At 71.1% G+C, this 18,689-nt stretch carries 17 protein-coding genes, 1 tRNA gene and 2 pseudogenes; 5 read left to right on the forward strand and 15 right to left on the reverse strand.

The annotated features are described in order from the left end of the window. From ACZ7J0_RS01340 to ACZ7J0_RS01350, 3 genes are all read left to right on the forward strand, one after another. On the forward strand, positions 1–1,059 hold the full coding sequence (locus tag ACZ7J0_RS01340) for a trypsin-like serine peptidase (protein WP_470882922.1): 1,059 nt from the start codon (positions 1–3) through the stop codon (positions 1,057–1,059). Positions 1,060–1,340: 281 nt separating this feature from the next. Further along, positions 1,341–2,186 (forward strand): AAA family ATPase, encoded by an 846-nt coding sequence (locus ACZ7J0_RS01345; RefSeq protein WP_470884081.1) that lies wholly within the window; start codon positions 1,341–1,343, stop codon positions 2,184–2,186. Continuing rightward, positions 2,183–3,589, forward strand: a complete 1,407-nt coding sequence (locus ACZ7J0_RS01350; RefSeq protein WP_470882923.1) for a vWA domain-containing protein — start codon at positions 2,183–2,185, stop codon at positions 3,587–3,589. The genes ACZ7J0_RS01345 and ACZ7J0_RS01350 overlap by 4 nt, the downstream gene beginning before the upstream one ends. 111 nt (positions 3,590–3,700) lie before the next feature. Here ACZ7J0_RS01350 and ACZ7J0_RS01355 read toward each other — a convergent pair whose 3' ends face one another. The 4 genes and pseudogenes from ACZ7J0_RS01355 to ACZ7J0_RS01370 all read right to left on the reverse strand — a co-directional run. Continuing rightward, on the reverse strand, positions 3,701–5,209 hold the full coding sequence (locus ACZ7J0_RS01355; RefSeq protein ID WP_470882924.1) for a DUF4246 domain-containing protein: 1,509 nt from the start codon (positions 5,207–5,209) through the stop codon (positions 3,701–3,703). A gap of 146 nt (positions 5,210–5,355) precedes the next feature. Then, positions 5,356–5,685, reverse strand: a complete 330-nt coding sequence (locus ACZ7J0_RS01360) for a TfoX/Sxy family protein (protein WP_470882925.1) — start codon at positions 5,683–5,685, stop codon at positions 5,356–5,358. Positions 5,686–5,710: 25 nt separating this feature from the next. Further along, the gene (locus tag ACZ7J0_RS01365) at positions 5,711–6,160 is read right to left on the reverse strand and encodes an SRPBCC family protein (protein ID WP_470882926.1); all 450 of its coding nucleotides are present in this window, start codon (positions 6,158–6,160) and stop codon (positions 5,711–5,713) included. Positions 6,161–6,360: 200 nt separating this feature from the next. Beyond that, positions 6,361–6,529: pseudogene (locus tag ACZ7J0_RS01370) on the reverse strand (SulP family inorganic anion transporter); the annotation flags it as partial. Between the two features lie 96 nt (positions 6,530–6,625). Between ACZ7J0_RS01370 and ACZ7J0_RS01375 the strand changes: the two are divergent. Beyond that, positions 6,626–7,432 (forward strand): DUF2182 domain-containing protein, encoded by an 807-nt coding sequence (locus ACZ7J0_RS01375; protein ID WP_470882927.1) that lies wholly within the window; start codon positions 6,626–6,628, stop codon positions 7,430–7,432. 13 nt (positions 7,433–7,445) lie between these two features. On the opposite strand, the gene nrtS is transcribed toward ACZ7J0_RS01375, so the two are convergent. From nrtS to ACZ7J0_RS01395, 4 genes and pseudogenes are all read right to left on the reverse strand, one after another. Further along, positions 7,446–7,727, reverse strand: a complete 282-nt coding sequence (gene nrtS, locus ACZ7J0_RS01380) for a nitrate/nitrite transporter NrtS (protein WP_470882928.1) — start codon at positions 7,725–7,727, stop codon at positions 7,446–7,448. Next, on the reverse strand, positions 7,724–8,347 hold the full coding sequence (locus tag ACZ7J0_RS01385; protein ID WP_470882929.1) for a DUF1326 domain-containing protein: 624 nt from the start codon (positions 8,345–8,347) through the stop codon (positions 7,724–7,726). The genes nrtS and ACZ7J0_RS01385 overlap by 4 nt, the downstream gene beginning before the upstream one ends. A gap of 295 nt (positions 8,348–8,642) precedes the next feature. Then, positions 8,643–9,480 (reverse strand): annotated as a pseudogene (locus tag ACZ7J0_RS01390) (alkylmercury lyase family protein). 254 nt (positions 9,481–9,734) lie between these two features. Beyond that, positions 9,735–9,808, reverse strand: a tRNA-Pro gene (locus tag ACZ7J0_RS01395). A gap of 649 nt (positions 9,809–10,457) precedes the next feature. On the opposite strand from ACZ7J0_RS01395, the gene ACZ7J0_RS01400 reads away from it, so the two are divergent. Next, a complete protein-coding gene (locus ACZ7J0_RS01400; RefSeq protein ID WP_470882930.1) occupies positions 10,458–11,654 on the forward strand; it encodes an acyl-CoA dehydrogenase family protein in 1,197 nt (398 codons plus the stop codon). 173 nt (positions 11,655–11,827) lie between these two features. Here ACZ7J0_RS01400 and ACZ7J0_RS01405 read toward each other — a convergent pair whose 3' ends face one another. From ACZ7J0_RS01405 to ACZ7J0_RS01435, 7 genes are all read right to left on the reverse strand, one after another. Continuing rightward, positions 11,828–12,397 carry a GAF domain-containing protein gene (locus tag ACZ7J0_RS01405; protein WP_470882931.1) on the reverse strand — a complete coding sequence of 190 codons (570 nt, stop codon included), beginning with the start codon at positions 12,395–12,397 and terminating at the stop codon, positions 11,828–11,830. Beyond that, on the reverse strand, positions 12,394–13,065 hold the full coding sequence (locus ACZ7J0_RS01410; RefSeq protein WP_470882932.1) for a GTP-binding protein: 672 nt from the start codon (positions 13,063–13,065) through the stop codon (positions 12,394–12,396). The genes ACZ7J0_RS01405 and ACZ7J0_RS01410 overlap by 4 nt, the downstream gene beginning before the upstream one ends. Beyond that, positions 13,043–13,414 carry a DUF742 domain-containing protein gene (locus ACZ7J0_RS01415; protein ID WP_469121795.1) on the reverse strand — a complete coding sequence of 124 codons (372 nt, stop codon included), beginning with the start codon at positions 13,412–13,414 and terminating at the stop codon, positions 13,043–13,045. The genes ACZ7J0_RS01410 and ACZ7J0_RS01415 overlap by 23 nt, the downstream gene beginning before the upstream one ends. Before the next feature lie 2 nt (positions 13,415–13,416). Continuing rightward, entirely contained in the window at positions 13,417–13,851 is a 435-nt protein-coding gene (locus tag ACZ7J0_RS01420; RefSeq protein ID WP_470882933.1) for a roadblock/LC7 domain-containing protein, read from the reverse strand. Positions 13,852–13,858: 7 nt separating this feature from the next. Then, positions 13,859–15,778, reverse strand: a complete 1,920-nt coding sequence (locus ACZ7J0_RS01425) for a sensor histidine kinase (RefSeq protein ID WP_470882934.1) — start codon at positions 15,776–15,778, stop codon at positions 13,859–13,861. A 535-nt stretch (positions 15,779–16,313) separates the two neighbouring features. Continuing rightward, positions 16,314–17,753, reverse strand: coding sequence for a hypothetical protein (locus tag ACZ7J0_RS01430; protein ID WP_470882935.1), 1,440 nt, complete (start codon positions 17,751–17,753; stop codon positions 16,314–16,316). Further along, a complete protein-coding gene (locus ACZ7J0_RS01435; RefSeq protein WP_470882936.1) occupies positions 17,750–18,676 on the reverse strand; it encodes a hypothetical protein in 927 nt (308 codons plus the stop codon). Before ACZ7J0_RS01435 ends, ACZ7J0_RS01430 begins: the two co-directional genes overlap by 4 nt. Between the last annotated feature and the right edge of the window lie 13 nt (positions 18,677–18,689).

Raw genomic sequence — 18,689 nt, forward strand, 5'->3', positions numbered from 1 at the left:
ATGCGGAACGGATCACCCGTGGCGACGGGTCCCGGACAGGTCTTCGGTGACCTGCTGGAGGTCGCCGAACGCGTACGGAAGGGTCTGGAGCTGGAGATCTCCGAGTCGGCGGAGGAATTCCCCTCCGACGCGGCCCCGGCCGGACAGATCTCGCGCTTCGCCCAGGAGGAACGCGCCAGGGTCCTCGAGGCCGGCGTCACCGGACTGGAGAAGCTGGCCGCCGGCCGTGGGGACGCGCTCGACGAGGACGAGTACTTCGGTGTCGAGGCCATCGTCCTCCTCGAGGGTCGTCCCGCGATCCTCGTCCAGGGGCAGGACTTCCCCTCGCAGCAGGGCGACTGGTCGGTCCTCGACGGCCGGCGGGCCGGCATCCGGGACTCGATCACCCGGGTGGGCCGGGTGGAGGTCTCCGGGCACCCCGACCTGGACTGGCTGGGAACGGCGTTCCTCGTCGGCCCCGAGGTCGTGATGACCAACCGCCATGTCGCGGCGGAGTTCACCCGTACCGCCGGAGACAGCTGGACGTTCCAGGAGTCCATGACAGCCTGCGTGGACACCGCGGAGGAACTCGGCGCGGCGGAGTCCGACGGGTCGCACACGTACGACGTCACCGAGGTGATCGGCATCCACCCCGACGTCGACATGGCGCTGCTGCGGGTGGCGCCGGCCCCGGACGGCGAGGCCCTTCCTTCCCCGCTCCCGGTCGCGGCCGAACCGCCGGCGGACGTGGTCGGCCGTCCGGTCTATGTCATCGGATACCCGGCCTGGGACGGCCGCCGCAACGAACCGGAGTCCATGCGGCGGATCTTCATGGACATCTACAACGTGAAACGCCTCCAGCCGGGAGTGGCGACGGAACTCGTCCCCGGCCAGTTCACGCTGAAGCACGACTGCTCCACGCTGGGCGGCAACAGCGGGTCCCCGGTCTTCGACCTCGCCGACCACCGCGTCCTCGGCCTCCACTTCGGTGGCAGGTACCGCACGGGCAACTTCGCCGTGCCCCTGTGGCAGCTGAAGGACGATCCACTGCTGACCCGGGCCGACGTCAATTGGGTCTGACCCCACCGGAGGTACGACTCGCCGCGGAGGTGACCGCGGCGCGGCGGGTGACCTTCGCCGCATTCGCCGCCCCGCCGGTTGTGGAGTGGCTCGGGGAGCTGATCAAGTACGAGGGCCGTCACCCGCTCCGCCGCGCTGGAGGTCTGTTGTTCACCGACGAAGAAGGCCCCACCGCCGAAGGCCACAGGGACGCCGAAGACCACGGGGACGAGAACCGCGCACGCACGGGCCGCACCGGCGGCGGCGCGGCGGACCACCCGGCCACCGGATACTTCACCTCCGTGGACGACGTCGCCGCCCGCCTCGCCGAGACCGGCTATCTGGCCTCGCCCGCTGTCGCCACGACGGTCTTCCTCGCCGACCGGCTGGGCAAGCCCCTCCTCGTGGAGGGCCCGGCCGGCGTCGGCAAGACGGAGCTCGCCAAGGCCGTCGCCCAGGTCGCGGAGGCGCGCCTGATCCGGCTCCAGTGCTACGAGGGAGTCGACGAGTCCCGCGCGCTGTACGAGTGGAACCACGCCAAGCAGCTGCTGCGCATCACGGCGGGCCGGAACGAGTCGTGGGACGAGACCCGCACCGACATCTTCAGCGAGGAGTTCCTGCTGCCCCGGCCGCTGCTCACCGCGATCCGCGGCGGCGACCCGAAGGTGCTGCTCATCGACGAGACCGACAAGGCGGACGTCGAGGTCGAGGGCCTGCTCCTCGAAGTGCTGAGCGACTTCCAGGTCACCGTGCCCGAGCTGGGGACGATCAGCGCGACGCGCCGCCCCTTCGTGGTCCTCACCTCGAACGCGAGCCGCGAGCTGTCCGAGGCGCTGCGCCGCCGCTGCCTGTTCCTCCACATCGGGTTCCCGGAGGAGGAGCTGGAGCGCAGGATCGTCAGGATGAAGGTGCCGGGTCTGAGTGAGACGCTGGCCGCGTCCGTGGTGCGGGTGGCGGGCGCGCTGCGGGCGATGGACCTGCGCAAGGTGCCGTCCGTCGCGGAGACCATCGACTGGGCCCGCACGCTTCTCGCCCTCGGCGCGGACACCCTGGACGAGACGCTCGTACGGGACACCCTCGGCGTGGTCCTCAAGCACCAGGAGGACGTGGTGAAGGCGGCCGCGAAGCTGGACCTGGACAGCGTGTGAGCGCGCCGAGCGGGATCTCCGACCGGCTGACCGGGCTCGTCCGGGCGCTGCGGGGCCACGGCCTGCGGATCGGGCCGGCCGAGACGGTGGACGCGGCGCGGGCCCTGGAGGCGCTGGGCTTCGCCGACCGCGAGCGGATGAGGGAGGGTCTCGCCTCCACGCTGCTGCACCACGAGGGGCAGCGGGCTGTCTTCGACCCCGTCTTCGATCTGTTCTTTCCCCTCCGCGTCGGCGCCCCGGAGGGCGGCGGCCGGACGGAGGGGACCGCCCGGGACGCGGACGTGCGCGCGGGGACGGACGCGGACACGGCGGCGCTGCGGGAGCGCCTCGCGGACGCGCTCGCCGCCAACGACCAGGCGCTGCTGAGCCGGTTGGCGGCCGAAGCCGTGGACAGTCTCGGCGGCTACGGCTCCACGCCGGGCTCGGACGGCTGGTCGTCGCACCAGACCCTGTCCCGGCTGCGGCCGCAGACGCTGCTCGCGCGGGTGCGCGCCGCCCTGCGGCAGGGCGCGGACGCGAGCGGGTTCACCGACCGGCTGGTCGACGACGAGATCCGGCGCCGCATCGAGGAGTTCCGCGACCGCGTACGCACCGAGGCGCGCCGTCGGGTCGCCGAACGCCGGGGGACGGAGGAGATCGCGCGCCGCGTCGTCGCGACCACGGCCGACCGGGTCGACTTCCTGCTCGCGGGCCGGGACCAACTCGACGAGCTGCGCAGGGCCGTTCACCCGCTGGCCCGCAAGCTGGCGACGCGGCTCGCGGCCCGTCGCAGACGTGCGGCGAGGGGCCGGATCGACCTCCGTCGCACCCTGCGCGGGTCCCTGTCTACCGGTGGCGTGCCGATGCGGCCGGTCCTGCGCCGCCGCCGTCCGGCGCGGCCGGAGCTGGTGCTGCTCTGTGACGTCTCCGGTTCGGTCGCGGGCTTCGCGCAGTTCACGATGCTGCTGGTGCAGGCGCTGCACGACCAGTTCAGCAAGGTCCGGGTGTTCGCCTTCGTCAACCGCGTGGACGAGGTCACGGGCCTGATCTCACGCGGCGCCGCGGACCCGGCGGGTCTCGGCGAGCGTGTCCTCACGGAGGCGGCCGTGACCGGCTGGCACGGCAGCAGCGACTACGGCACGGCCCTGGGCGAGTTCGCCGAGCGCTACCTCGACGCGGTCGGACCTCGGACGGCCGTCTTCATCCTCGGCGACGCCCGTACGAACATGAGCGACCCGAACCTGCCGGCGCTGCGGCGGATCGCGGACCGGGCCCGCCGGGTGTACTGGCTGAACCCGGAGCAGATGTCCCTGTGGCCGACGGGCGACTCCGCGGCCCTGTCCTACGCGGCGCTGGTCGAGATGCACCCGTGCCGCAACGCCCACCAGCTCAGCGCCCTGATCGCCCGGCTGCTCCCGGTCTGAGGATTCCGCCCTACCGTCGGACACGCGGAGAGCAAGCGAAAGGCCGTTCCCTCAGCGAGAGAACGGCCGTCCGCACCCTCCTGACCTGAACGTATTCAGGACGGAACAGGTTCAGTGCTCGCAGAGGGAGAATTCTCGTTCGTAAAGCTGATCGTTGTGTTCGTCGACGAAGAACTTGCGTTCCCGCATGAGTTGTTCGCGGTGGTGCTTGGCCTGTTCAAGCGTCATGGTGGAGGTGCCGGACCATGGTTGCTGCGGTGGCACATCGGATGTCGAGACGATCGTCTCCGACGGGTCGACCAGGAAGAACGCAAGAATTTTGCGGTGTCCCGGGCGGGTGTGATCCATGAGGCGGAATGAGCCGACGCGGTGTTGCAGGATGTTCGGGAACGCCAGGCAGCGACCCGCCGGCGTCGATGCCGATCCCAGCATCTGGTTCAGTGCGTCTTCGTCCTCCAGGCCGTAGACCTCACGCAGACCGTTGTCGTCGTTCTGTTCGTAGTCCGGGTCGTCGAGTGCCGCCCGGAAACTCAGCCGGCTTTCGGTGATGTTCTCGCTGTCCCAGTAGTAGATGCCGGTCGAGACGATCCGCTCGTTCAACATCCCCTCGACATGCCAGGAACCGCCTGGATACTCGGGCTTTTCCGGGGTGAGATAAACGGTGGCGAGCTTGACGATGACCTGAAGACGGCGGCCGCGCAGGTCGACTCGGGCGGATTCATCGGGCAACTCGGGCGTGGTGAAGGCCGGGGCGTCCGGGATGGCCGGGCGGCGGTTCTCCCACCAGTCATCCTGGGCCTCTTCCCATGCGCGGAGGGCTCCCGCGTAGGCCCCGTCATCACTGCAGGAGGACTTGTCCGGAAACTCCGGCTTCGAGTCGTACCACCCGAAAGGATCGGCCTCGATCCGCAGGGGCCGCGGATGGCGCAGATCGGTGAGCACGTTCTCCAGCAGCGGGCGCATGCGCGCGAACAAGTCCGGCAGGACGGAGGCCAGTTCGTGATGAGTCTCGGGGTGGACGTTGTTGACGTACGAACGGAAGGTGACATCGCCGTCCTCACTGACGTCGACGTCCGTGGGCAGCCACTGGAACTTCTCCGAGAACTCGTACGTCGAGTAGCGGTCCGTCGGGTTCTGCCAAGCCCGCTCGGGCGCGCCGCTCACCTCTCTCACCAGGCAGAACAGTGAGGGATGAACCAGATCCAGTACCTGCCCGTCGGATCCGGGATGCCAGTCCTGTTCTACTTCGGAGACCTGCTCCAGAACCCGCACCGCCTCGCGCAGCCGGGATCTGAGCTTGTCGTCGACCAGTGTGTCCGACTGCCACACCCCGTCGACGGCGGACACCTCGACGCCGGTTCGCCCGTCCCGCAGCGCGGCGTAGTGCACGAGTTCGGCGAGCACGTAACGAACCTGCGCTTCGGTGAGGCCCTGGGCGACCGCTTCTTGCGTCCACCTCGCGACGATGTCGGCATCGTTCATCTTGTCGAACCACCCCGGCTTCGCCCGAATGTGCGCGCTGCACTGCATCATCTGAAGTTCCCGCAGCGTTCGGGGTGTCGCGAACGATATGGAACGGGAAGCATGAAAGGGCAGCGGGAAAGCAGACAGGCCGGTCAATTCTCGTGGTCCCTACAGTCGGTGTGCGGTGGCGGGAAGGATAGCTCAGCAGACTGACACCACAGCCGTGATCCCTGTCCGCTGGTGCGGCGTTGGGGAGGCTCAGCGGGTGGAAGCGCTCCTGCCGTCACGCGGCGGTCCGGCGCTCACTTGGGCGGCAGGCCGGCGGCGAAGGCCCGGCCCGTATCGATCCAGTCGGTCAGGGGCCCGTCCTCCACGAGGGCGGAGGAGTCCACGACGACCCAGCCGCGCATCGGCCGGCCGGTGAAGTCGAAGATCCTCGCACCGGGGCGCGCGAGGGCGCCGGCCGAGGCCTCCGGACCGACGCGGACCATCAGGTCGTCGCCGGTCACGCCCACGGCCATGTTGCCGTTGCACAGGAAAACCAGACAGCCGAACATGCGCTTCTCCGTGATGGCCCGGTCCTCTCCCAGACGGTCCCGGACCCGCTCGGCCAACCCTTCGTCGTACGCCATCGCGTTCCGCCCTCCGCATGGGCCCCTACGGCCCGCTCAGCCGCCGCTCCAGGTCCCGTAGGTCCTTGACCAGCGAGGATCGCACCTTGCGCGCCATGAACGGCGCCGCGAGACCGTACAGGCCGGAGGCGTCGCCCTGTACGCGGATGCGGGCCAGGGTGCCGCCGTCCGGGGTCGGGGTGAAGGTATACGTCACGTGCATCGGCATTGGGCCCGCGACCGACACCATGTCCAGCAGCCGCGGAGGCTCGTAGGCGGCGACGCGCAGCACGTAGTCGATCCGTTTGCCCAGGAAGTACGCGGTCCGGGTGACCTCGGCACCGGTCCCGAAGCCGCCGCCGTCGGCCTGGCGGGTCAGTTCCGCCGTACGGATGCCTTGCGTCCACTCCGCGTCATGGCGCCAGTCCATCGCGAAGACCGCGACCCGTTCGCACGGCCGCGGGATCACCCGCTCCGCCGTCACGTCGATGCCCATGCGCCACCCGCCTCAGCTCCGTTCCGGTGTCCCCTCCATCGACCCACCCCGGCCCGGCACCGGCAACCGGACGCAAGCCGTCGCACGCTCCGGGCCACTGCTGCTGCACCCCGGCCAACGCCGCAGAAGCCGTAGCGGTGTCCTGACGTGTGACCCGTGCCGGGATCGGCAGCCGGGGGCCGGGGTTCGCCGGGTGATCGTCAGTGGCCGGCGGCAAGTTCGCCGCTGAGCTGTGGAGGTCGGCACTCGGGTCGTTCAGGCGGTGATCTCGACGCTCTTGCCGCGCTGGGCGTACTTGTGCTCGATGGCGTCGAGGGCAGCGACGGAGGAGGCGTCACAGATGTGGGCCGTGGACAGGTCGATCACGACGTCTCACGGCTGATCCGGTTCCGCACCGGGCCCCGTGGCACTGGCGCGCGCGGGCGCTGGTGTGCTGTCCTGGAATTGCCTTTCAGGGAGAGCGCCATGCGTTCCATCACCGTTGAGAAGCAGCCGCTGCGGCTCGGGGTGCTGCTGCCCGCGAGGGATCTGGCGGTGGCCTGGGGTCTGATCGTGGCGATCGCGGCGCTGGCCTGGGTGATCACGCTCGGGCAGGCCCGGGACATGGGGATCGAGCCAGGCACGATGGGGATGCCGCTGCCGTTGTTCCTGCCGCTGTGGCTGGCGATGATGGCGGCGATGATGCTGCCCTCGGTGGCCCCGGTGGCGGTGACCTGGGCCAGGGGCATCGCCCGGCAGTCGAGCGGGATGACGAGGGCGGTGCGGACCACCGAGTTCCTCGGCGGGTACCTGCTGGCGTGGACGGCGTTCGGGCTGCTGGCGTACGGCGGGCTGGCGGTCACCGGCGACCTGGTCGACCGCGATCCCCAGGCCGGGAAGTGGATCGGCGCGGCGGCCTTCGCCTTGGCGGGGTTGTACCAGCTCGGGCCGCTGAAGTACGTGTGCCTGCGGCACTGCCGCAGCCCGATGACCCAGCTGATGCGGTACGCGGGCTTCCGTCCGCCGGTGCGCGATCTGCGGGTGGGGCTGCACCACGGCGCGTACTGCGTGGGCTGCTGCTGGGCGCTGATGGTGGTGTTGGTGCCGCTCGGGGTGATGAACGTGGCGGCGATGGCCGCGATAGCCGTGATGATCTTTCTGGAGAAGCTGTGGCGGCGCGGCCCGCTGCTGGCCCGGGTGGCGGGCGTGGCGTTCCTGGTAATGGCCGTGCTGGCGCCCTTCCAGGACTGGCTGCTGCCGGCACTGACCCCGGGCGGGATGACGCCGATGTGATCGGACGATGTGATCAGCGGGGGTGCTGCTCGCACCACATGGCCCGCTGGCTGCCGTAGAAGCCGGCGCTGGAGACGCAGAACGGTACCGCGTAGTTGGCCGCCCCCCTGGCCCAGGTGACGGCGGTGGCGGCGCCGGCGAAGAGCACCGATCCCTGGTTGACCAGGGAGAGCAGGGTGCCGACGACCAGGGCGATCGGGATGCACTTGGCCAGTGAGGCGTGCGAGAAGACGGTGGCGAGCAGTAGCGGAGGAGACCCTTGCGGCCTCCTCCGCGGTGTGACGGCGCGGGTCACGCGCGCCCCTTGGGCGCCCCCGCCGCCGGCTCGCTGCTGAAGACGAAGTCGGCCTTCTCGCCGTAGGCCGGTTCGAACTCCAGGCCGAAGGCGGACGAGTTGCCGCTGGTACGGCCGATTCCGTACTCGGCGGCGAAGCCGAACATCGCGTTCTTGACCGTAGTCGGCGCGTCGTCGGCGCCGAGCAGCGGCTCGTACGTCAGCCGGGTGCGCCCGGCGACGTTCGCGACCGGCTGCTCACCGTCGGTGAGCGATACCTCGCCGCGTTCGGTACCCACGAATTCGCCGATGAACTGCGCGAGTTCACCCAGCATGCCGCCCTCGCTGCCGGAGAGGATCCGGCCGAGTGCGTCGACCTGCTCGTCGCTGGCACCGCTGTCGATGACGACCCCGACCTTCCAGTCGCCGGCCGTCAGGTGGGAGGGGAAGTGGTTGTAGAAGGCGAAGTCGACCCCGGAAAGGTCGGTGTCGTCCAACCGCCCGTCGGCGATGTGGAACACGGCCGCACCCCGGCATTCGGTGCCGCCGTGCGTGTCCCTCGGCTGGGCGTCGACACTGCAGCCGCAGATCACTGCACACGAGCAGCTGGCCAGGTACTGCCCTGAGATGGCGTACGTCATGGAACTCTCCTCTCGCTCGAAGACCCCGTCGTCCGGCTCTTTTTTCCGGATGGCGTCGAGGGCTGGGTGGGTCGGTGGTGAGCGGGAGGTCTGCATGGTGGTGGGCTCCGCTCCGCAGGATCGGCCGGGGAGCGCCGGTACCTTCACGCTAGGCGTGCTCGATGTGGTCTGTAAACCGTCCGTAGCCTTCGCCGGATGTCTCGATCGCCGGAACGTCGCCCTGCGGCAGGTCACGGATGCGCAGTCGACCAACAGGTGACGGAGGGCATCGTCCACGGCGCCACCGCAGGGCAGCTCAAACCTCGGGTGCCGGACACGGCGGGCAGGGAACGCCGTGGCACATGGCGCTGCTCCGGATGCAGGGTGTGAGCCGACTGGCCTCACGGCCTCTTCCCCGTAGAGGCGGTGCCCGCCGGTCCGGTCGTCCAGGTCGTCTCAGGGGGCGAGCAAGGGTCCGAACGTCTGATGGGCGATCTGCTCGGCATCGGGGGGAGACGACGTGGCCTGGCACCTCCGGATGCGCCTTCGTCCAGGTCCGTGCCGTCTCGTCGCTGGTGAAGAAGTTCAACGCGTCGCAGCAGGCCGTGGCCGCCGGGCCGCTGGCCGACGAACACCACCGTACTCGTGGGTTCCCAGCTCAGGATGCCGGCGGTGGCCCTGACCTCGATACTTTCGCCGGTCACGGGGGCGGCGGAGGAGATCACCACGTCCCGGTCGAGCATGGCGGGAATGCCGAGTGCGTCGATCGCGCGCATCGACCACACCTCCGCGCCTTCCGCGATACGGACCCGGTGGCGGGTGGGGGTGGCGGAGAAGGGGTACGCGGCACGGACGCGCCCCTGCTCGTCCCCGGTGAGGAAGTCCTCCTCGGCCAGCACCGCCGGCACCGCGCCGGCACTCCGGCCGGCCTCCGCGGCGATCGCTGCCAGAGCCTCCGGGCCGGGCGCTCTCCCGGTCCTGGCGAAGGAACGCAGCACCTGCTGGTGCACCGCCCGCAGGCCCCCTTCCTCAGGCGCGCTTCGCCCACGGCCGGCCCTGCCGACGACATCCAGGGGCTCCGGGACAGAGCAGTCCGAGGCTGCACCCGCCCTCGTACGTGGTTGCCGCGGCCAGTGCCCGGCGCGTCGCAGCATCGCTCGGCACCCCGGAGACCGGGCCGTCCGCCTCCCGGTACAGGCGGCAGGACATGCTTGGCGCCCGGTGGCTGCATACCGGCTCGGCGAAGTCGTCCGCCGGCTCCGCTCCCCCGCCGTTGCCGAGTCCAGCGCCACGGCCGACCGGCCGCAGATCGGACGTGCGACCACACTGCGATCACCACGGCCCCGGACGCACGAAAGGCCGTCCCCTCATAGTTGAGAGAACGGCCTCCGACCTGCGTAAAAGCAAGTCGGGACGACAGGATTTGAACCTGCGACCCCTTGACCCCCAGTCAAGTGCGCTACCAAGCTGCGCCACGTCCCGTTGCCCGTCTGACCTGGGGTTTCCCCGGGCCGCACGCGCATGAGAACAATACCGCACTTCCCCGGGTGGTCACGAATCGCTTTCCCGGCGCGGCAGGGGCTCGGAGCCCTGACCCCTCGTGACGCGATAGGCACGCCATGTGATGGGCTTCAGAAAACGCATCCTCCGGGATGGGCGCCGGGCGGCCCGGGCGCGCCCCAGCGCACTCCCCCACCCGCGCGCGCACGCCTGTCACCCCCCGGGGCGCACCCTCGCGCCGGACAGGCCGTGGACGTGAGGCGTCCACTCCGGTCGAGAACGGTGCCGAATCGGTCCTGCCGTGCCACCTCGGAGGTACGACTGTGCACCTATGAGGTCAGGAATTGCGCCTCCGTGCCATATGCCCGCAAAACCTTTGCCGTTGGCATGTGGCAGAAAGAAGCACTGCGGGAATGCCCTACGAACAGGGCCCCACAGGCCGCTACCACCGGAAACGAGACGACTACGCATCGTCAACGGTTCCACTTTCGGACAAAGCTGGGAACGACGTTGAAGGGGCTCGAAAAGATCAACATCATGAGGTAGTCGGCCCGTTCAGGACGGGACCACTGCCGGTGCACCACCTGCTCGAACAACAGGTCGAGCAGGCGTTTCGCAGGGGAGGGCTCGGATGGACGGTTATTTCGCCAGTCGAATGCATCATCAACTGCGCCAGAACGTCAGGGACTTCGCCGAGAGCGAGGTTCGGCCACGCATTCCCTCGATGGAGGCGGCTCGTTCCGTCCATCGGGAACTCTCCCGGCTGATCGCGCGTCAAGGATGGCTCGGCGCGACGATCAACCGGGATTACGGCGGCATGGGTGCCGGCCATCTCGCCAAGACGATCATCATCGAGGAGCTGTCCCGGGTCAGCGCGGCCATGGGCGCCATGGTGCAGGCGTCACAGCTCGGAGCCGCCAAGATCGTCCACTTCGGCAGTGAGGAACAGAAGAAGACCTGGCTGCCCGCGATCGCCGAGGGCTCCTGCCTGCCGACGATCGCGGTGACCGAACCCGAGTCGGGCGGCCATGTGCTGGGCATGAGCGCCGAGGCGTTGCGCGACGGTGACGACTACGTCCTCAACGGCCGCAAGGTGTACGTCGGCAACAGCCACATCGGCGATCTGCACGGCGTGGTGGTCCGCACGGGGCCCGGCTCCGGGGGCCTCACGGCCTTCCTGGTCGAAACCGGCACGCCCGGCCTGCGGGTGGGCGCCCAGCAGCCGGCGATGGGCCTGCACGGCTTCGGCTTCGGCGAGCTGGTCTTCGACAACTGCCGTGTGCCCGCCGAGAATCGGCTCGGCGAGGAGGGGGACGGCCTGGCGGTCGCGTACTCCTCCAGCGTGCTCTACGGCCGGGCCAACCTCACCGCGGTGTCGCTGGGGATCCATCAGGCGATCGTGGAGGAGACCACCGCGTTCTGCGCCGAACGGATCCGCTACGGCAAGCCGCTGTACGAACTGCCGTCCGTGAAGCTCAAGTTGGGTCAGCTCCAGTCCCGGCTGATGACCGCCCGGCTCGCCGCGTACCACGCGGTGCACCTGCTCGACCAGGGTCTGCCCTGCGACGCGGAGCTGATGAACGCCAAGCTGGTCAATGTGGAGTCGGCGCTCGATTCGGCCCGCAACGCCATGGAGATCCACGCCGGGGCAGGGCTCTTCACCGACCGCCCCATCGAGCGGTATCTCCGCGACGCGCACCACATCTTCGCCCCCGCGGGGACGTCCGACGTACAGCTGCTCCGGCTCGCCGAGGTTGCCCTGGGAGCGGCGAAGGGACAGTGGTCCGAGCGGCTCGCCGACGTGGTGAGGATGGCACCGGCGCTTTAGGGGTCTGTCCTTTGGATCAGCCGGCAAGATCCGAACGACAGGCCCCAGCGACCTGGACGCGGCGGCACCCGCGCCCGAAACGGCCACCGCGGGGCCCGGCGGACACGGATGACGCCCCAGGGGCAGATGTTTCCCCCTGGGACGTCATGGGACGACGACCGGATGCGACCGCTTCAGAGACCACCGTCCTCGCGGCGGTGGATCTGCTCCACCAGCTCCGCGGCAAGGGACTTGATGGTCTCCAGGCCGGCTCGCCCCCAGGGACGCGGCTCGGTGTCGACGACACAGATGGTGCCCAGGGCCGTGCCCGTCCGGTCGATGAGCGGCGCGCCGAGATAGGAGCGGATGCCGATCTCGTCGACCACCGGATTGCCGGCGAAACGGGGGTAGTCGCAGACGTCCTCCAGTACGAGGGCCTTGCGGCGCACCACCACGTGCGGGCAGTAACCGTGGTCCCTGTCCATGAAGCGACCGACGTCGGCGCCGGCCGCGGCGGCGCCGAGGTCGGCGCCGGAGCGCGTGCCCTCGGGCGTGTGCAGCCCGGCGAAGAACTGCCGGTTCTCGTCGATGAAGTTGACCATCGAGTACGGGGCGGCGGTCACCTCCGCGAGCTTGTGGGCGAATTCGTCGAAGGCCGGGTCGGGGCGCTCGCCCAGGCCCAGCTGTCGCAGTCGGCGCACCCGCGCGGGCGCCTCCCGGTCGACGGGTGTGAGCAGCAGGTGACCGGTCGGGTCGTACGTCATGACGGTGCTCCGTAGCTCGGCGCCGGGGTCGGGGCCGGGGTGGTGGTGAGCAGATGCTGAACGAGGGTGACCAGGGTCTGGATCCCGGAGCTGGCGATCCGGGCGTCGCAGAGGACGACCGGGACCTCCGGCTTGAGGTCGATCGCGGCGCGCACCTCGTCCGGTTCGTAGTGGTAGGAGCCGTCGAACTCGTTGACGGCCACCACGAATCCGATGTCGCGCCGTTCGAAGAAGTCGACGGCGGAGAAGGAGTCCTGGAGGCGGCGGGTGTCGGCGAGGATCACCGCGCCCAGCGCGCCCTCGGACAGCTCGTCCCACATGAACCAGAAGCGCTCCTGGCCGGGTGTGCCGAAGAGATAGAGCACATGCCGGTCGTCCAGGGTGATGCGGCCGAAGTCCATGGCCACCGTGGTTGTGGTCTTGGACTCGACACCCTCGAGACTGTCGGTGCCGACGCTGATCTGGGTGAGCAGCTCCTCGGTGCTCAGGGGTTCGATCTCGCTGACGGCCCCGACGAAGGTGGTCTTGCCGACCCCGAAGCCCCCCGCGACGAGGATCTTCAGCGCGGTGGGAAAGAGGCCGGGGGCGTGTTCTCCGTGTGGCGGGAGAGTGTCGTGGTGCGGTTCGTGGTGGTCGTTTCGGCGCTCAGAGCCGTCGTCGTAGGCCATCGAGCACTGCCTCCAGCAAAGAACGGTCGGTGGGGTTGCCGTGGAGCCGGGGTGCCCGCGCGGTGAGCGCCCCGCAGTCCACGAGATCGGAGAGCAGCACCTTGGTGACGACCGCGGGCAGCCGTAAGTGCGCCGAGATCTCCGCGACCGAGGTCGGCCCGTCGCACAGCCCCAGAGCCAGGGTGTGTTCCGGGCCGAGCTGGGCCTGCGGCGCCGACCCCGTGGCCATCACCATGGAGAGGAGATCCAACGCGGCCGTCGGCCGCGTCCGGCCGCCGCTCACCGTGTACGGGCGGATCAGCCGGCCGGCCGCGTCGTCGAGCCACGGCCCGTCCTTGGGGGACGGCACGTTCAGCGCCCCCTCGCGCCGGGGACGGCGGCCGGTTGCCTGGCCGGGGTGATCAGGTACGGCCGGACGCTCTTGACCAGCATCGCCATCTCGTAGCCGAGAACGGCGGCATCGGCCTCCCGGCCGGCGAGTACGGCCAGACAGGTGCCGGACCCGGCGGTGGAGACGAAGAGCAGGGTGGAGTCGAGCTCGACCACCACCTGGCGCACCTCTCCGCCGTCGCCGAAGCGCGCGCCCGCGCTGCGGCCCAGTGAGTACAGGCCCGAGGCCAGCGCTGCCATGTGGTCCGCGCTGTCGGTGTCCAGGCCGTGCACCGACTTCACGAGGCCGTCGGAGGAGAGCAGAACCGCGTTGCGGGTGTACGGGACCCGCTGGACCAGGCCGCTGAGCAGCCAGTCGAGATCCGAGGAATGGCCGTTCGGCGCATCGCTCGCCATGGTGCATCTACTCCTTGTGGGAATCGTCGTGTCGCTGCGGTTCGAGTGGTGCTTCGTAGGGGGTGTCCACGCGCGCGGGCTGGGACTCGGCCAGTCCGATGCCGCGCTGGAAGGCGGCCATCAGACCGGGGTCGTGCAGCGCGTACTCCTCGTGCCTGCGTGCCACCGGCTCGTCGCGCAGCTGCGGAACGAGGTGCTCCTGGGCGCGCCGCTTGGGCAGTTGGGGCCGGTCCATGGTGCCGCGCACGACATCGTCCGCCGGCGGGTACGCCTGGTCCGGAGGCACGGGCGACGGCGCGCGGTGCGCCGGTCCGGCTCCGGGGAGCGCGGACGCCGGGTTCGGCCGGTCGCTCTGCTCACCGCGGACGGGCAGGGGCGCGGGGTACGCACCGTCGTTCACGGGGGCGGGCGGAGCGGGCGGGGGCCCGGCGCGGTGGGCCGCCGCCTGGACGGGTATACCGGGGGCCGACGTGGTGTAGGTCAGTGACCGGTGAACCGGTTCGGGGGCGGGTGACTGGGTCTGTACGTGCGCGGGGGCCGCGTACGCCGGCATGGGTGCGGCCGGGGTGTCGGCGCCCGGTACGGACTGCCCGACCGGCCGCACCGCCTGACCTGCGTGACCGGCCTGACCCACCTGGCCCACCTGGCCCGCTGGGGCCGTCTGCCCGGTCTGGCCCTCGCCCTGGGCGAGTCCCTCCGGTTCGTCGCCCAGGAGTTCCTGCGGCAGGACAAGGACGGCCTGCACCCCGCCGTAGATGTTCGACTGCAGGCGTACGGCGATCCCGTGGCGCCGGGCGAGCGCGGAGACCACGAAGAGCCCGATCCGGCCGTCCTGGAGCAGATGGGCCACATTGACCTGGTCGGGGTCGGTGAGCAGGGCGTTCATCTTGGTCTGCTCGGCGACCGGCATACCGAGGCCCCGGTCCTCGACCTCGACCGCGAGCCCGGCCGTGACGTGCTGGGCCCGGAGCAGCACGGTGGTGTGCGGCGCCGAGAACAGCGTGGCGTTCTCGACCAGTTCGGCGAGCAGGTGGATGACGTCGGCGACGGCGTGCCCGCGCAGGGTGCCGTCGATCGGCGGTACGAGCTTGACCCGGGGGTACTGCTCGACCTCGGCGATGGAGGAGCGCAGCACCTCCGTCATGGTGACGGGACGGGACCACTGGCGCCGCGAGATGGCGCCGCCGAGGACGGCGAGGTTCTCGGCGTGCCTGCGGATGCGGGTCGCCAGGTGGTCCACATGGAAGAGGCCCTTGAGCAGCTCGGGGTCCTCGACGTCGTTCTCCAGCTCGTCGAGCAGCTGGATCTCCCGGTGGACGAGCGACTGCAGCCGCCGGGCCAGATTGACGAAGACCTCCACCTTCTGTTCGTTGCCGACGCTGCTGGAGAGCCGGGAAGCCTGCACCACGGCCGCCACGGCGGCGTCGTGGGAGCGGCTCAGCTCCTGTGCCAGCAGGTCGAACTCGTCTCCGCCGAGCGCGGGCGGCGCGGTCTGGGAGCGGGCCGGCGGCCCTTCTCCCCGGCGGAGTTGTTCGACGACGGTGCGCAGGTCGCTCTGGGCGCGCGCGCTGGAGCGGCGCAGTGCGTGGCACCGGTCCAGGACGGACTTGGCGACGCGGTCCGCTCCCAGTACGGCGGCGGCCACGCCTGCCACGGCGAGCGCGGCGGAGCCGGTCAGCGCGGCCCACAGGCCCGTCGACGGCGTGGCTCCGGTGGAGCGGATGGTGAAGAGCACGGCTGCCGCGCCACCGAGGGCGACGACGACGGCCGGCAGCACCGAGGTGCGCAGGAGTTGGGGGCGTATACGGGCTTCCGGAACGAGCGGCGCGGGCCTCCCCGAGCTGGAGAGGGAACGGGCGCCTGGCCGGCCGTGCCGCCCGCCCTCGCGGCGGTCCGGCCGCGCGACGGGTGCGCGAAGTTGAGACATCAGCGTCCTTGGTACGTGGGCCCCAGGAATCGGCGTCATACGGGTGTTCGGCTTCGGCGCACCGGTGGGCCCGGAGCGAGTCCGATGAGCCCACCGTTGATCACCGGACACACACGGTAGTCGCGAACCGTTCATGTGCGGCGGGCAGTTGACAAAGTTGCCCACCGAGCGTCCCGCTCTGGTATGAGGCCTCGTACGGCAGCGCGAAAACGCTGCGTTGACGCGCTGGCGGTCAAGGGGTCCGCGCGGCTTCCCGGGTGTCCGCCCTCGTCGCGGGCGCCTTCCACCGGGGCACCGGCCGCGGACGGGGTGGTCCGGCTGTCACCTGCCGGAACCCGGCCCCTCGCCGGCTCGTGCGCGACTTCGCGCCACGATGGCGCGTCCGGGACCGTCGCGGCCCCGGCCCGATGGGCTCACCGGGCCGGGGCCGACGACCCGGGACCCGACCCCGCTCGCGGCGCCCGCCGTGCCCCCACCGCGCCCGGCAACGGCGTCGCCCCGCTCCCACCGGTCCGGTCCCATCCCGCGCGACCACTCACCAGTTGGGGTCGAGGACCAGTGGAGCCTCCTCGGCGATCATCCACGCGTCGAACTCGACCGGCGTCAGGAACACCGGGCGCCCGGCCTCCTCGACCGTCAGCGCCGCGAGCCCGCTCAGTGCCCCCGCCGGATCGGCGCTCGCGAGCCGTTCCCGTACGGCCACCAGCCCGGGCAGCACGACGGCCGACGCGCGCGTCTCCGGACCAAGGGCGGCGGCCGCCGAACTCAGCAGTCCCGAGGTCAGGGACACCGTGAGCAGCTCCCGCTCCAGCAGGGCCGCGCCCGGTCCGCCGGTGCCGCGGACCACCACCAGGGCCGCCTGAAGCCCCTGCGCGACCAGTGTGCCGACCGCCTGGCCCACCAGACCGCCCACCAGCGCCCCGACCACCGGGACCGGGATCACCGTCTGGGCCACCACCCCGCAGGCCCAGCCCAGACCGATCCGAAGGGTCGCCTCCGCGCTGCGGGCCGCGAACTCACCCGCGTCGATCCGGCCCCGAGCCAGCTCCACCCCGGCCTCCGCCACCGCGTAGGCGGCTCCGGCCGCGGCGAACGCCGTATCCCCGCCGCCGAGCACCACGGGCAGCCGGCCGGCGCGCGCCGCCGTACGGACCACCGAGCCGAGCCCTGCCACCGCGCCGGAACGCGCCGCCCCCTGCACGGCGGCCGCGGCCGCGGTGAGAGCGGCCGACGCGGCGGAGGTCTCGCCCGCCCGCACTCGGGCCAACTGCCCGGCCGCGGACGCGACTCCGGCGACCAGCCCGCCGACCGCCGCCGCCCCACCCGCCGCGGCTGCCGCCTCCCGGCCTGCCGCCCGAACCGCTTCGCCGCGTGCCCAGCGCCTCGGATCCAGGGCCGAACGGTGCGCGTCGGTCAGGTCCACCGGGACGGAGGAGATGTCTCCGTACTCCAGCCGATCCGTCAGGTGCGCCCGGGCATCGGCGTAGTCCACGAACCGCACCCCTTCGGGTGACATGGTGAGCCGGCGCTCCAGGAGGCTGTCCACAGCGGCGACCCTGTCGCCGGCCACGAGCCGCGCCATTCCGTCGTAGTGCGGCCGGGCCACCTGATGGGCCGTCGCCGGGACTCCGTTCATGAGCTTGGCCTGCGCCTCCCCCACGAGCCGTCCCCGGTCGATCAGATGGAGGTCGGCGGGGGCCGTGTGCGAGCCGCCGTCGGCCCACTCCGTGACCACGGCCCGCACGGACTCGCCCGCCCGGATCGCCCGCTGGTTGAACGAGAGCGCGTGCCGCACCTCGAAGAGATGACCCGCGCGCTGGGCGTTGCCGATGTTCTCGTACCGGCGCGCCAGCCGCTCCACGGTCTCCCTGGTGGACAGCGTCTCAACGGTGGCCTCGGCCAGCCGCCGCGTGGCGGCGTCCGCGACCGTCCAGACGGCCTGGTCGGCGGCGCCGGGCAGGGCCGTACGGCTCATGCGGCGGAGCCCAGTTCGGCGAGCCGGGCCCGGGCGTCCGCCACGACCCGGCCGGACAGCTCGCCGACCCGGCCGTCCTCCCCGGCCGGTGGGGCTCCCATTACCGTGACCGTCATACAGGCGAGGTCGAAGAGCTCCTTCACCTGGGCGCGCTGCCGCGCGTCGTAGGAACCGTAGTCGTCGCACTCGGCGACCAGGGCGGCGAAGGCGGGCAGCCGCTGCTCCATGGCCCCGCAGAGCTCCTTGAGCACGAGACGGACCTCCCGGCTGCGCTGCAACACCTCGGAGAGAACGCCTCGGATCTCGTCCAGTTCCGCCTCCGCCCGCCCGAGCTGCTCGGCGACCTCCTGCTGGGCGTCGCGGGCCGAGCGGCCCTGCCATTCGAGCAGGACGCCGGCGACGAGCAGCGCGGGGACGGCGACGACCGCGGCCAGGACCGCCGTCCCGGCGGCGACCCCGCCGCCTCCCGCGGCCAGCGACCCGCCGCCCAGCCAGGCCAGGGTGGCGCTGCTCGCGGCGGCCCCGGAAAGGCCGGAGATCGCCGTCCCGGTGGACGCGGTGGCGAAGGCGCCGACGGCGAGGTACGTGGCCGCGCCGACGCCGGCGCCGGTCGCCGCGCCACCGGCGAGCGAGCCGACGGCGGAGACGGCGAACTCCCTGATCTCCCGGAGTTCCACGTCGGCCGAGGTGTGCCCGGTCGGGTCCACCGGTACCAGTTCGGCCAGGTCCACCCGCTTCAGGCGTTCGAAGGCGTCCCGGAAGGGAACGAGCGCCCGGTGGTACACGGCCTGCCGCCGCTCCTCCTGGGCCGCGCTCTCCTGGGTCAGGCGCCGGTTGAGCTTCTTACGACGCGCGCGGAGCTTCTCGTGGAGCCGTTCGTTCTCCCGCGCGAGCATGACGGCCTTGTACATGGCCACGGCCATGCGGCACCCCTCC

This window comes from Streptomyces sp. NPDC038280 (assembly GCF_055600045.1).

Excerpts from the sequence above, each read along its gene's own strand:
- ACZ7J0_RS01360 (WP_470882925.1), bottom strand. The coding sequence starts at position 5,685 with ATGGCGTACGACGAAGGGTTGGCCGAGCGGGTCCGGGACCGTCTGGGA.
- ACZ7J0_RS01375 (WP_470882927.1), top strand. The coding sequence starts at position 6,626 with ATGCGTTCCATCACCGTTGAGAAGCAGCCGCTGCGGCTCGGGGTGCTG.
- ACZ7J0_RS01405 (WP_470882931.1), bottom strand. The coding sequence starts at position 12,397 with ATGACGTACGACCCGACCGGTCACCTGCTGCTCACACCCGTCGACCGG.
- ACZ7J0_RS01430 (WP_470882935.1), bottom strand. The coding sequence starts at position 17,753 with ATGAGCCGTACGGCCCTGCCCGGCGCCGCCGACCAGGCCGTCTGGACG.
- ACZ7J0_RS01435 (WP_470882936.1), bottom strand. The coding sequence starts at position 18,676 with ATGGCCGTGGCCATGTACAAGGCCGTCATGCTCGCGCGGGAGAACGAA.
- ACZ7J0_RS01425 (WP_470882934.1), bottom strand. The coding sequence starts at position 15,778 with ATGTCTCAACTTCGCGCACCCGTCGCGCGGCCGGACCGCCGCGAGGGC.
- ACZ7J0_RS01365 (WP_470882926.1), bottom strand. The coding sequence starts at position 6,160 with ATGGGCATCGACGTGACGGCGGAGCGGGTGATCCCGCGGCCGTGCGAA.
- ACZ7J0_RS01410 (WP_470882932.1), bottom strand. The coding sequence starts at position 13,065 with ATGGCCTACGACGACGGCTCTGAGCGCCGAAACGACCACCACGAACCG.
- ACZ7J0_RS01340 (WP_470882922.1), top strand. The coding sequence starts at position 1 with ATGCGGAACGGATCACCCGTGGCGACGGGTCCCGGACAGGTCTTCGGT.
- ACZ7J0_RS01400 (WP_470882930.1), top strand. The coding sequence starts at position 10,458 with ATGGACGGTTATTTCGCCAGTCGAATGCATCATCAACTGCGCCAGAAC.
- ACZ7J0_RS01420 (WP_470882933.1), bottom strand. The coding sequence starts at position 13,851 with ATGGCGAGCGATGCGCCGAACGGCCATTCCTCGGATCTCGACTGGCTG.
- ACZ7J0_RS01385 (WP_470882929.1), bottom strand. The coding sequence starts at position 8,347 with ATGACGTACGCCATCTCAGGGCAGTACCTGGCCAGCTGCTCGTGTGCA.